The following is a 12,271-nucleotide window of genomic DNA, read 5'->3' as shown; positions in this document are numbered from 1 at the left end:
GGTCTGCTCATGAGCGGCGCATACGACGGCGCGATCCTCCTCGGCCTGCTGGTCCTCTTCGTCGTCCTCGGAGTCCGCTGGCTCCGCAAACGGGTCCACGTGCCGTGGAGCACCAAAGGGATCGCGGTGGTCTTCATCTTCGCTGTGCTGCTGCTGTGGGCGTACCAGACCACGACGTGACCGCGCTCCTCCCCGCGCCACGATTCATCGCCGTCTCGTGGGGCAGTCGTGTCTCAAAGCCGACGACGACAAGGGGAGTGGGATGAGCAAGCGCTCGGCCTCATCGAGTCGATCCCCGGCTGCTGGTACCGGTGCCGCGGTGCCCGAGTCTCCCGCCGAACTTCCCGCAACCTCATGGTGGGCGTCGCTGAAACGCACCGTCGTGGAATTCAAGGAAGACAACCTGACCGACCTGGCCGCCGGGCTTACCTACTACGCGGTGCTGTCGATCTTTCCGGCGCTCCTCGTCCTGGTGTCCCTGCTCGGCCTGGCCGGCCAGTCGGCCACCGACACGATCAGCGACCAACTGAGCGCGGTGGCCCCCGACGAGACCGTGGAGATCGTCACCGGAGTCTTGACCAACCTCCAAGCCAACCAGGCCACCGCCAGCCTGGTGGGGCTGCTCAGCCTCGCCTTGGCGGTGTGGTCGGCCTCCGCCTACGTCGCCGCGTTCATGCGGGCCGCCAACATCGTGTACGACATCCGGGAAGGCCGCCCGTTCTGGAAGACCCTGCCGGTCCGGGTCGGCATCACCCTGCTCCTGCTCACACTGGTAGCGATCAGCGCGCTCGCAGTCATCCTCAGCGGCGGGGTCGCCCAGTGGGTGGGGAACTTCATAGGGGCCGGTCCTACCGCCGTCACCCTGTGGAACATCGTCAAATGGCCGGTCCTCGTCCTGCTGATGATGTTCATGGTGTCGGTGCTGTACTGGGCGGCCCCCAACGTCAAACGACCTTTCCGCTGGGTGAGCCCCGGCGGCATCGTGGCGGTCCTCATCTGGCTCGGCGCCTCCGCGGCCTTCGCCTTCTACGTGGCGAACTTCGCCAACTACAACCGCACCTACGGTAGTCTCGCCGCGGTCGTCATCTTCCTGGTCTGGCTGTGGATCTCCAACATCGCGATCCTGCTGGGCATCGAATACAACGCGGAGATCGAACGGAGCCGGGCCCTCCAGGCGGGGCAGCGCCTCACCGTGGAACCCTATGTGGAACCCCGGGACGTGCCGAAACCCCGGCCGTTCCACCACCGGCCGAAACCGGAGTGAGGAAGGGTCGCCAACAACCGCCCTGGGAGAAGGGCTGTCTTACCGACCGTGGTGCGCCGTCACTCGCTGTCCGGCTGGTGCATGGGGATCTGGAACCACACGGCCTTGCCGTCGGGGGTGGGCCTGGACCCCCACCGCTCGGCCAGCTGGTCCACGAGGTAGAGGCCACGGCCGCCTTCGTCTTCCGCACCGGCAGTACGGATCCGCGGCAGCCGCAGGTCGTGGTCGAAGACCTCCACCCACACCGAGGAGGCGCCGCGGCGGAGCCGCAGCAGGAACTCGCGGCTGGTGGGCACCGGCTCCTCATCCTGCTCGGCCGCTTCCTCCAGCAGATCCGACCAGTCCTCGTCGAACTCGTCGAAACCGTCCAGCGGCAGCTGCTCGTCGGAGTCCTTGACCCCGTCGTCGGTGAACTCGCGGGTCACCGGGTGGGGAGTGGCGTGGATGACCACGTTGGTGACGATCTCCGAGACCAGCAGGCAGGCCAGCTCTGCCTGGTCCCGGTCCATCCCCCACTCCTTGAACGTGTCCACGGCCAAGTGCCGGGCCTCCGCCACCGTAGGCGCCTCGGCGGGGAACCACTCCTGCTTGAGCGCCAGCTCCTCCGGGTGGGAGCGAACCACGAGCAGCGCGGTGTCGTCGTCAGCCACTCCGGGGACCGCGCGCTTAGCCACCTCCAGGATCTGGTGGACGTCCTTGTCGGCGACCTCCCGGACCCGTGACCGAAGCTGCTCCAGTCCGGCCTCCATGTCGACGGTGCCGTCGTACGACCGGCGTGCGACCAGGCCGTCCGTGTACAGCAGCAGCGTCGCCCCCGGCGGCAGCGTGAGCTCCCCCTGCCGGTACACCGAGTCGCCGGGCACCCCCTTGGGTTTGACGCCCAGCAGTTTGTCGCGGATCGCCATGTCCAGGTCGTCGACCTTGCCGCCGCAGATCAGCAGTGGAGGCTGGTGGCCCGCGTTGGCGTACGTCAGCTCCCGAGACCAGGCGTCGTACGCCATGTACAAGCAACTGACGCTCGGTACCCAGGTGTTGCCTTCCCCGTCCGGGCGGCCCAACTGGCGGACCCACTCGTCGAGTTCGCGCAGGATCTCGGCGGGTTCCCGGTCAGCTTGGGCGAACGCCCGCAGCGCGGCCCGCAGTTGGCCCATGACCGCTGCTGCGTGGGGGCCTTTGCCTTCGACGTCGCCGATGACGATGCCGACCCGCCCCGCCGACAGCGGAATCACGTCATAGAAGTCCCCGCCGACCTGGGTCTGGATTCCTTGGCCGTGCGCCTCCAGCGGTTTGGCGGGAATGTAGTCGTGGGCGATGGACAGTCCGTCGAATTCGGGGAATTCCCGGGGCAGCAGGCTGTTCTGGAAGGCGAGTGCGGTGTCGCGTTCCTCTTCGAAAAGGCGGGCGTTGTCGATTGCTACGGCGACCCGGGACGCGATCGTGCCGACCAGGTCGCGGTCGAAACTGTCGTAGTCGGTCTTGTCGCGGGACGTGAGCCCGGACCGGGCCAGGGTGAGCACGCCTAAGGTGACACCGCGGGCGCGCAGCGGCGCCGCGATCACCGACGTCACTCCGACCTGTTCGGAGACGCGCACGGAACGCCGGTTGGGGAACACTCCGGCCGTGGAGCCCGGGTTGGAGTAGTCGCTGACCACGACCGTCTCCATCCGGCGCAGTGCCTTGGAGACGAAGTGCTTCTCGGGGTAGTGCACCTCCTCGCCGACGTCAGGCCAGCTGCCCGGCGGCGGAGTCCACCCCTCGGCGTGCACGGAGACACGGCGGATCAGCCTGCCGTGGTCGTTGAGGTCGATGAAGCAGTGGTCGGCGAACTGGGGGACCAGGATCTCCGCGACAGCCTTCACGGTGGCTTCGAACTCGAGCGAACTGGCCAGTCGCCGTCCGATCCGGTCCAGCAGCCCGTACTGTTCCTCAATCCGGCCGCTTCGCAGCGCCTCGGTGATGAAGAGGACCACGCCCTCCACGGCACCGGAGGACGGCCGGAGGGGAACCGCGCTGGCCCGCAGGTGCATCCAGGTGGAGTCCTTGCGCAGCACCGCGAAAGTGCCTTCCCAGGTGTCCCCACGCAGGACCCTGCGGGCGAGCTGGGCGAGCTGCTCGTGGTCGGCTTCGTGGATACCGATGTCTACGAGGGGGGTGCCGAGGTAGTCGCGCCCGTCATCGAGCCCGAAAAGCTGGGTGGCGTAAGAGTTCCAGTAGCGGAGGTTGCTGAAGCGGTCCGTCACCACCACGGCGATCTGCACCTGTTCCAGGACTTCGGCTCCTGACAGTGCATCGTCGTAGAAGGCTTCCCCCCACCGCTTCATCACACAGCCACCTCGCCGTCACGGACCGTACTGATGACCGACGAGCACCGCATCGGCCGCCCCAAGGCAGGCGCGCGCGGTTCCATTCGTTCCGGTCCACGCCATGTGGCGAGACTAGCAACTGTGAGGATGTGTGCGCAGAGCAACGGCTGATCTCGTGGGCTGGATGCGAGACCGACGCTCCGGTCAGACCCGGGTAACGAAGATAAGACTGGCGACCTGCCGGGGCAGTTCGATCGACTCGCCATCCTTGCCGTTACCACCAATCACTCGCACACCGTCATCGCTCGCCTCGAGCGTCACTTCTTTGCCGGGTTGTACCCCGGTGCGTTTAAGAGCGAGCATGGTCTTGGTGTCGCTTTGGATTTGTTCGCTGATACGGCGAATCGTCACCCTGGTCGGCGTGTCAGAAAGCGCCTCGGGGATCGGCACGATGGAGCTACTCGCGAACGGCTCCGGCTCGTAGCCTTCGACACCCAGCTCGTCCAGGCCGGGGATCGGGTTCCCGTGAGCACACGTCCACGGCTCTTTGAGCAGTCCGATCAGCCGTTCTTCCACTGCCTCGGAGATCACATGCTCCCACCGGCAGGCTTCGACGTGGACGTCCTCCCACGGCAGCCCGATGATGTCCACCAGCAGCCGTTCCGCCAGACGGTGCTTCCGCATGACCTGGGTGGCCAGACGACGTCCCTCTTCCGTCATCACCAGGTGGCGGTCGTTCTCCACCCGCACCAGGCCATCGCGTTCCATGCGCGCAACCGTCTGACTCACGGTGGGGCCGCTCTGGCGCAGACGCTCGGCGATACGGGCGCGGAGCGGGACGATCCCCTCTTCCTCAAGCTCGAAGATCGTACGGAGATACATCTCCGTAGTGTCAATAAGTCCCTGTGCGGTCAAGGCTCCCTCTCCCCTTCTGAGCCCGGTTGAGAGCGGCCAACGACAGTTGTCTCAACACAGATCAGTGCGCGCCTGTTCCGGGGTTGCACGCGTGGGTGAGGGTATTCGCCAGCCGTGAGTCTAAAACGCGCATCTGACCGTGGAAACATCACCGTCCCCTCCGATCATAGCGTGACGGCGCGCAACTCTTTTTCCGAAAACGTGACCTATACCACTTAACAAATTGGTGAATCTCTTAATACTGTCCGTTCTTTCATGGTGAAAGCCGGTCGATTTGCCACGCCCCTTCACTCGGCGTGCCGGAGACCAGCCGATAGCGGAACCGGTCGTGCATCCGGTCACTACGGCCCTGCCAAAACTCCACTTCCTGCGGGACCAGGAGAAACCCGCCCCAATACTCCGGGCGAGGCACCGGCGTGCCCGGCGGCCACTGCTCCGCGCAACGCGCATACGCCCGGTCCAGCTCTGCACGGTCCGCTACCGGCGCGGACTGGTACTCACTCGCCCACGCCCCCAATTGGGACCCGTGCGGCCGCTGCGCAAAATACGCGTCGTTCTCTTCGTCACTAAGCCGCTCAGCAAAGCCGTACACGATGACCTGGCGGCGGATCGCATGCCAGGGGAACACGACGCAAGCGCGCGGCTCGCGGGCGAGCGCCACCCCTTTGCGCGACCGGTAGTTCGTGAAAAACCGCAGGCCACGCCGGTCATACCCTTTCAGGAGCACGGTCCGGGCGCTCGGCGCACCATCGGGGTCCACCGTAGACAGCACCATCGCGTTGGGCTCCGACAGCTCCGCCTCGCAGGCCTCGGTAAACCAGGCGTGGAACTGGTCCATCGGCTGCGGTGCCAGGCCACGGGGGTCTAACGGCGCTCCGTCATATGATTCACGCAGCTCAGCAGGGTCAGAATAGTCCACAGTGGTGCATCCTCACACGATCCGTGGGGTAGCCGCCAGCAGTGGGCGGGCCGTTAACGGCACCTCGCATGTCAGCAAAAGATCCTCGAACGGTTCAATGGATTACTAATCCGAGGACCGAGGAGACGGAGGAAGCCGGTATGTCGGACTTCAAACCCGGGCTCGAAGGAGTCGTGGCGTTCGAGACCGAGATCGCCGAACCGGACAAAGAGGGCGGCGCCCTCCGGTACCGGGGTGTCGACATCGAGCAGCTCGTCGGCCACGTCACCTTCGGGCGCGTGTGGGGGCTGTTGGTAGACAACAGCTTCAACCCCGGACTTCCCTTCGCGGACCCGATCGACCTGCCGGTCTCGACCGGTGACGTGCGTGTCGACGTCCAAAGCGCGCTGGCGACCCTGGCACCACGGTGGGGCTTCAAGCCGCTGCTGGACATCGACGAGGCGGAAGCGCGCGACAACGTCGCCCGCGCTGCCTCCGCTGCCCTGTCGATCATCGCCCAGTCCGCCCGCGGGGACCAGCCCAAGGTTCCGCAGAGCCGGGTCGACGAAGGTAAGACCATCGTCGAACGGTTCATGATCCAACTGCGTGGCGAACCGGACCCCCTCCACGTCAAGGCCGTTGACGCCTACTGGACGTCCGCTGCCGAACACGGCATGAACGCCTCCACGTTCACTGCCCGGGTCATCGCCTCCACTGGTGCCGACGTGGCCGCCGCCCTCTCCGGAGCCGTGGGTGCCATGTCCGGTCCGCTGCACGGCGGCGCACCCGCCCGCGTGCTGCACATGCTCGACGAGACGGAACGCCTCGGTGACGCGCGCAAGTACGTCACCCAGGCCCTGGACCGGGGCGAGCGCCTGATGGGCTTCGGTCACCGTGTCTACCGCGCAGAAGACCCCCGGGCCCGGGTCCTGCGCCGTACCGCCAAGGAACTGAACGCCCCCCGCTTCGAAGTCGCCAGCGCCCTGGAGAAGGCCGCCCTGGAAGAACTGCAGGCCCGCAAGCCCGACCGGGTGCTCGCCACCAACGTGGAGTACTGGGCCGCGGTGGTGCTGGACTTCGCGCAGATCCCGGCGTCGATGTTCACGTCCATGTTCACCTGCGCCCGCACCGCGGGATGGTCCGCGCACATCCTGGAGCAGAAGCGCACCGGCCGCCTGGTCCGGCCCAGCGCCCGCTACGTCGGCCCCGCTGTGCGCGACATCAAGAGCGTCGAAGGCGCCGACGAAGCCCTCGCCCAGGGCATCTAAAGCTGTCTGGTTTCGCACACTCGTGAACCCCGGTCACCGGCCGGGGTTCACTTCGTGTGTCGCGCGCCTAGCCGTCCCCCCGCTCCGGTGCGGGGAATCACGCCGCAGGACGGCCCCTCTCCCGCGATCCAGCGGTCCACCGGAGTAGGCTGGCCGAGTGACCGAGATCCACATTCCAGAGAACCTTCTGCCCGGCGACGGCCGTTTCGGCTGTGGCCCGTCCAAAGTCCGTCCTGAACAGGTGACCGCCCTGGCCTCCTCTGGTGCCACCTATCTCGGCACCTCGCACCGCCAGAAGCCGGTGAAGTCGCTCGTCGGCAGGGTGCGTTCCGGACTGGCCGAACTGTTCTCTCTCCCGGACGGCTACGAAGTGGTGCTGGGTAACGGCGGCACCACCGCCTTCTGGGACATCGCCGCGCACACCCTGGTGCGCCGCAAATCCCAGCACGTGTCGTTCGGCGAGTTCTCGTCCAAATTCGCCAAGGTCACTCAAGGTGCGCCGTGGCTCGACGAGCCCACCGTCATCACCGCGGAGCCGGGCTCCTACGCCCCGCCGCGCGCGGAAGCCGGCGTGGACGTCTACGCGCTCACCCACAACGAGACCTCCACCGGTGTGGCCACGCCGATCGAGCGGATCGCAGGCGCTGACGAGGACGCGCTCGTGCTGGTGGACGCCACCAGCGGCGCAGGCGGGCTGCCCGTGGACATCACCCAGACGGACGTCTACTACTTCGCTCCGCAGAAATGCTTTGCGGCGGACGGCGGACTGTGGATCGCGATCATGTCGCCGCGCGCCTTGGAGCGGATGGCCGAGATCGCGGCCACCGACCGCTACATTCCGGCGTTCTTCTCCCTGACGACCGCGGTCGACAACTCCCGTAAGGACCAGACCTACAACACTCCGGCCGTGTCCACGCTGCTGCTGTTCGCGGAGCAGATCGAATGGCTCAACAAGCAGGGCGGCTTGGAGTGGGCGGCCCGCCGCACCGCGGAATCGTCGTCGATCCTGTACAGCTGGGCGGAGAAGTCCGAGTACGCCACGCCGTTCGTCGCTGATCCCGCGCTCCGTTCCCAGGTGGTGGGTACGATCGACTTCAGTGACGAGGTGGACGCCGCCAAGGTCGCCGCGGTGCTCCGCGCCAACGGCGTCGTCGACACCGAACCGTACCGCAAGCTCGGCCGCAACCAGCTGCGTATCGGCATGTTCCCGGCTGTCGAACCGGAGGACGTGCGCGCGCTGACCGAGTGCATCGACTACGTGGTCGGCAAGCTCGGCTGAGCTGACACCACACACCCCTATCGCAAGTCCTTGTCGGCCGGTCCGGGGCTCTCCGGGCCGGCCGACGCGTCCGCAGCACGGATCACGAACGGTCTCGGCCATGCCCAAGAAGAAGCCGCAACCTCCGCACCTCAAGATCATTTCTCACCGGGGCGCGTCTGGACACCGTCCCGAGCACACTCTGGCCTCCTACGAACTGGGAGCGCGCTACGGCGGCGACTTCATCGAGGTGGACTTGGTGGCCACCGCCGACGGGCATCTCATCGCCCGCCACGAACCGGAGATCGGGCAGACCACGGACGTGGCGTCCCGTCCCGAGTTCGCCGACCGCCGCCGCACAGTGACCATCGACGGGCGCGAGGTCACCGGGTTCTTCGCGCACGACTTCACCCTGGCGGAGATCAAGACGCTGCGCGCGGTCGAACGGCTCCCGGACGTGCGCCCGTACAACGCGGAGCTCAACGGCAGGTACGAGATTCCCACCCTGGAAGAGATCGTCGACCTGGCGGATGAGCTGACCAGGGAGCTGGGACGGCCGATCGGGGTCTACCCGGAGACCAAGCACCCCTCCTACCACGCTTCCCTGGGCCTGGATCTGGAGCCGCCGCTGATCGCCCTGCTACGGGAGCGCGGGCTGCACGGCCCCGAGCCGCGGCTCCCCGTGTTCCTCCAGTCGTTTGAGGCGGACAGTCTGCGCAAACTGCAGGAACTGGAGGTGCCGCTGGTGTTCCTCATGGGCACCGGCGAGCAGTGGCAGCGCTACACCACCCCGGAAGGGCTGGCAGAAGTGGCGTCCTTCGCGCAAGCGATCGGTCCGGAGAAGTCCCTCGTCATCCCGGTCACTGAGGAGGGCGGACTCGGCGAACCCACCTCGCTTGTCGCCGACGCCCACGAGGCCGGCCTGCTCGTGCACCCCTACACGTTCCGCAGCGAGAACCACTTCCTGCCGCCGAAGCTGCGCTCCGGGGACGACCCGACCGCCTACGGGTCGTTTGCCGCCGAATACGAGGCGTTCTTCGCAGCGGGGGTCGACGGGGTGTTCACCGACCACTCCCGGCACGCGTTCCTGGCCCGGGAGATGTTCCTGGCCCAGGCTTGACCTGCCCTGACTCTGTCTCGTCCCGGCTCAGGCCGCGCTGCGGCAACCGGCGCGTCCTGAGCCGTCGTTACCGGGGCCCCGGCGCCGCCGCCTGCGGGGCGCTCGCTAGCTGTTACGCGCAAGCCAGACGATGGCGAGAATCGCCACGGCCGCGATCCCGGCCCCGACGAGGATGAGGCCGCCCGCGCCGCCCCCGCCGGAAAGGTCGGCTTCCTCGGTCGCTTCCGGCGACGGCTCTTCGTCCGCTGCCTCGGGAGGAGCGTCCAGAAACTCGTCCACAGGCACCCGCCACACCGGGCTGTGCGTGCCTTCGCTACCGACGAGCAGGGCGCTCCCGTCGCGGGTGAAGGCGAGTGACTCGCCCTGATCGCTTTCCGGCAGGGTGACGGTAGCGATCCGCCGTCCCGGCACCCCCTCGGAAGCGTCGTAGAGGGTCGCATTCCAGTAGGTGCGGATGGCGTAGTAGCTCCCCTCGGGGGAGAATGCCGCATCCGTGGCGAACAGCGGGGCGCTGCCCACCCGGGTCAGCGTGTTGACCCCGTCCGGGTCGAGCTGCTCAGGCGCGGCGTACACCCCGCCCGTGAACTCTTTGGACACGAGGTAGAGGCGGTTGTCCCGCGGGTCGATGAGCAGTCCTTCCGCGTCCCGTCCCCCGTCCTCGTAGACGAAGGTGAACGTGGTCGCGGTCACGGTCTGGTCGACCAGCTCCCGCGGCTCAGGAATCCGGTAGACCCGGACGTTCGGCCACCCGCCCTGGTAGTTGTCTCCGATGTCGGCGACGTAGATCGCGGGTTCTCCATGCTCGTCGACACCGATCCCGATGGCTTCCCAGTCGCGGGCCTCCACCCCCTCCCCGGCGAGCCAGACGGTGGCCACCGTATCGCCTTCCCCGTTGACGGCATACAGGGTGGGGCCGTAGTCGGGGCCGCTGTCGTTGTGGGTCCAGTAGATGTCTTCGTGGCGGTGGGAGACCGCCAGCCCGCTGGATTCGGCGATCCGCGGATCGGTGAGGGTGAAGAGCTGCTCGGTCCCTTCCGGCACTGCTCTGCTCGGAGAGGTTGGGGAAGGCTCTGGTGTGGCCGGTGCGGGAGCGGCAGCCCCCGCGATACAGCACACTCCGAGCAGGACGACTACCCCCACGCCGCGGACGCCTCTGGTCATGGCGCCCATCCTGCCATCCTGGCCGGTCCGGGAGCGCGGCGGTTTCCTGCCTCCGCCGGGGTGGGTGCGGGCTCGCCTACACCAGCGACCCGATGATCACGATCAGCATGATCACCGCGAGCACCGTGGGCAGCAGCCAGCGTTGCTTCCGATTGTTGGTGAGCATGCTCATGGGTCGCTCCGTCTTCTCCTGATCACTGCCTGGCGGTCATCGGATCGGGCACCGGTGTTCTCAGGCTAGTTTCCAGGTGGCGATGGTCTGGTACCGGGGGACAGCGCCCAGCCGACTGTGCACGAGGTGCACTTCGGCGGCCTGCCACGGTTCGGTGGCGAGGGTTTCCAGGCGGGCGCAGGGCGCGGTCAGGTTGGTGGTGATGCGGGCCCGGGCCACGGTCACGTGGGGCACGTAGCGGCGGTTCTCCACGGGGATGCCCAGGGCGACAGCGGCCTCGCGCAGGTCGGTTGCGAGTGCGGTGAGGGCCGCCGTGTCCCCGTCCACACCCGCCCACAGTACCCGGGAGCGGACCGGTTGGGGAGGGAACGTCCCGCTTCCGCGCAGGCTGAGGGACATCGCGGGGTGGCGGGCCGCCACCCGTCCCAGTTCCCCGGCGACCGTGTCCACCTGGTCGTCAGGCACGTCGCCGAGGAACACCAGGGTCATGTGCCACTGCTCCCGGGCCACCCAGCGCAGTCCACGGGCCGTGGGTCGGGCGGACGCCACCGCCGCGTCCAAGGCGTCGAGCGCCGCGGCGGGGGGAGTGACAGCCGTGAAGAGACGCATTATTCCTCCAGCTCAGGGCGGCGCTCCGGGCCCTTGTCTCGGATGACGTCGACGAAGGGGCGGCGGGCGCGGAGGCGCACCTTCACTCCGAGACTACGGCCCAGGAGCATGGCGGCGCTCACGGCGATGGTGACGCTCACCGTTCCGCCGACGACCATGCTGACTGCGGGGCCGAACAGGTCGGCGAGCACACCGACGATAGGCGCGCCGATGGGGGCGACCCCCAGGAACACCAGCATGTACATCGCCATGACGCGGCCGCGCATCTGCGGTTCCACGTTCAACTGGAAGTAGGCGTTCATAGAGGTGGTGAAGGTCATAAAGCAGATGCCCATGGGCACCAGGGCGACGAGCAGCGCCGTGTAGCCGGGCATGAGCCCGGCGACGACCTGGAGGACGCCGAACAGGAGCGCCCCGATGAGCACGGTGCGCAGCCGGGGTGCTTCGCGCCGCGCCGCGATGAGCGCGCCCGTGAAGGAGCCGAGGGCGAGGAATGTCGCGGCCAGCCCGAACGCCTCAGAGCCCGCCTGGAAGACGTTGTTGACCATGAGGGCGAGCTGGTTCTGCACGTTGGAGCCGAACAGTTGCACGAAGGCGACTGTGGCGAGCAGCAGGAGCAGGTCCCGGCGTCCGGCTACGTAGCGGATCCCTTGCCGGACTTGCCCCTTGGAGCGCGGCGCGAGCTCGCTGACGTGGAGTTCGCTGGGGCGCATCATGAGCAATCCAGTAATGACCCCGGCGAACGAGACCGCGTTGATGAGGAAGACCGGCCCGGTGCCGATAAGGCCGATGAGGATGCCTGCGGCGGCGGGGCCGACCACGCGGCCCAGTTGGAAGCTGGCACTGTTCAACGCCACCGCATTGGGAAGATCCTCGCGTCCCACCATTTCGACCACGAAGCTCTGCCGGGCCGGGCTGTCCACGACGGTGACCAGGCCGAGTCCGAGGGCGAACAGGTAGACGTGCCACACCTGGGCCGTGCCGAACGTCACCAGCAGGCCCAAGCCCAGGGAGAGCAGGCCCATCATGCTCTGGCTCGTGATAAGCAGCCGCCGCTTGGACATCCGGTCGGCGAGTGCACCGCCCCACAGGCCGAACAGGAGCGTGGGAAGGAATTGCAGGGCGGTGGCGACTCCGAGCGCGATCCCGCTACCGCCGCTCAGTTGCAGGACCAGCCACTCTTGGGCGATGCGCTGCATCCAGGTGCCCGGGTTGGAGATCACCTGGCCCAGCGCGAAGAGGCGGTAGTTGCGGTTGGCCAGCGACCGGAACATGCTGGGACGGTTTTTGGACTGTGCGGGTT

Annotated in this window: 11 protein-coding genes; 5 read left to right on the top strand and 6 right to left on the bottom strand. The window is 67.4% G+C overall.

Annotation, left to right across the window (positions count from 1 at the left end; all coding sequences use genetic code 11):
* Positions 1–9: 9 nt before the first annotated feature.
* Both TFU_RS16140 and TFU_RS01250 read left to right on the top strand, forming a co-directional pair.
* Complete coding sequence (locus TFU_RS16140; protein ID WP_011290699.1) at positions 10–180, top strand: hypothetical protein; 171 nt, start codon at positions 10–12, stop codon at positions 178–180.
* A gap of 82 nt (positions 181–262) precedes the next feature.
* Positions 263–1,264, top strand: coding sequence for a YihY/virulence factor BrkB family protein (locus TFU_RS01250; protein ID WP_011290698.1), 1,002 nt, complete (start codon positions 263–265; stop codon positions 1,262–1,264).
* 59 nt (positions 1,265–1,323) lie between these two features.
* Here the strand turns inward: TFU_RS01250 and TFU_RS01245 are convergent, their stop codons facing one another.
* The 3 genes from TFU_RS01245 to pdxH all read right to left on the bottom strand — a co-directional run bounded on the left by TFU_RS01245 (position 1,324) and on the right by pdxH (position 5,401).
* Positions 1,324–3,585 (bottom strand): ATP-binding SpoIIE family protein phosphatase, encoded by a 2,262-nt coding sequence (locus TFU_RS01245; protein ID WP_011290697.1) that lies wholly within the window; start codon positions 3,583–3,585, stop codon positions 1,324–1,326.
* A gap of 186 nt (positions 3,586–3,771) precedes the next feature.
* Entirely contained in the window at positions 3,772–4,482 is a 711-nt protein-coding gene (locus TFU_RS01240; protein ID WP_011290696.1) for a metal-dependent transcriptional regulator, read from the bottom strand.
* A gap of 253 nt (positions 4,483–4,735) precedes the next feature.
* Entirely contained in the window at positions 4,736–5,401 is a 666-nt protein-coding gene (gene pdxH, locus TFU_RS01235; protein ID WP_011290695.1) for a pyridoxamine 5'-phosphate oxidase, read from the bottom strand.
* Between the two features lie 140 nt (positions 5,402–5,541).
* On the opposite strand from pdxH, the gene TFU_RS01230 reads away from it, so the two are divergent.
* From TFU_RS01230 to TFU_RS01220, 3 genes are all read left to right on the top strand, one after another.
* Entirely contained in the window at positions 5,542–6,648 is a 1,107-nt protein-coding gene (locus tag TFU_RS01230; RefSeq protein ID WP_011290694.1) for a citrate synthase 2, read from the top strand.
* 157 nt (positions 6,649–6,805) lie between these two features.
* Entirely contained in the window at positions 6,806–7,927 is a 1,122-nt protein-coding gene (serC, locus tag TFU_RS01225; RefSeq protein WP_011290693.1) for a phosphoserine transaminase, read from the top strand.
* Between the two features lie 100 nt (positions 7,928–8,027).
* Positions 8,028–9,026 carry a glycerophosphodiester phosphodiesterase family protein gene (locus tag TFU_RS01220; RefSeq protein WP_011290692.1) on the top strand — a complete coding sequence of 333 codons (999 nt, stop codon included), beginning with the start codon at positions 8,028–8,030 and terminating at the stop codon, positions 9,024–9,026.
* A 105-nt stretch (positions 9,027–9,131) separates the two neighbouring features.
* Here TFU_RS01220 and TFU_RS01215 read toward each other — a convergent pair whose 3' ends face one another.
* From TFU_RS01215 to TFU_RS01205, 3 genes are all read right to left on the bottom strand, one after another.
* The gene (locus TFU_RS01215; protein WP_011290691.1) at positions 9,132–10,196 is read right to left on the bottom strand and encodes a hypothetical protein; all 1,065 of its coding nucleotides are present in this window, start codon (positions 10,194–10,196) and stop codon (positions 9,132–9,134) included.
* Between the two features lie 223 nt (positions 10,197–10,419).
* Positions 10,420–10,968, bottom strand: a complete 549-nt coding sequence (gene thpR, locus TFU_RS01210) for an RNA 2',3'-cyclic phosphodiesterase (protein WP_011290690.1) — start codon at positions 10,966–10,968, stop codon at positions 10,420–10,422.
* Positions 10,968–12,242, bottom strand: coding sequence for an MFS transporter (locus TFU_RS01205; RefSeq protein ID WP_011290689.1), 1,275 nt, complete (start codon positions 12,240–12,242; stop codon positions 10,968–10,970). The genes thpR and TFU_RS01205 overlap by 1 nt, the downstream gene beginning before the upstream one ends.
* Between the last annotated feature and the right edge of the window lie 29 nt (positions 12,243–12,271).

It is taken from the genome of Thermobifida fusca YX (assembly GCF_000012405.1).
Classification (GTDB): Bacteria; Actinomycetota; Actinomycetes; order Streptosporangiales; family Streptosporangiaceae; genus Thermobifida; species Thermobifida fusca.
The sequence above is the reverse complement of the archived record's forward strand: the minus strand, read 5'-3'. Positions and strand labels throughout refer to the sequence as shown.

Coding starts and splice junctions, on each gene's coding strand:
- TFU_RS16140 (WP_011290699.1), top strand. CDS start 10: ATGAGCGGCGCATACGACGGCGCGATCCTCCTCGGCCTGCTGGTCCTC.
- TFU_RS01250 (WP_011290698.1), top strand. CDS start 263: ATGAGCAAGCGCTCGGCCTCATCGAGTCGATCCCCGGCTGCTGGTACC.
- TFU_RS01245 (WP_011290697.1), bottom strand. CDS start 3,585: ATGAAGCGGTGGGGGGAAGCCTTCTACGACGATGCACTGTCAGGAGCC.
- TFU_RS01230 (WP_011290694.1), top strand. CDS start 5,542: ATGTCGGACTTCAAACCCGGGCTCGAAGGAGTCGTGGCGTTCGAGACC.
- TFU_RS01220 (WP_011290692.1), top strand. CDS start 8,028: ATGCCCAAGAAGAAGCCGCAACCTCCGCACCTCAAGATCATTTCTCAC.
- TFU_RS01215 (WP_011290691.1), bottom strand. CDS start 10,196: ATGGGCGCCATGACCAGAGGCGTCCGCGGCGTGGGGGTAGTCGTCCTG.
- thpR (WP_011290690.1), bottom strand. CDS start 10,968: ATGCGTCTCTTCACGGCTGTCACTCCCCCCGCCGCGGCGCTCGACGCC.
- TFU_RS01205 (WP_011290689.1), bottom strand. CDS start 12,242: ATGTTCCGGTCGCTGGCCAACCGCAACTACCGCCTCTTCGCGCTGGGC.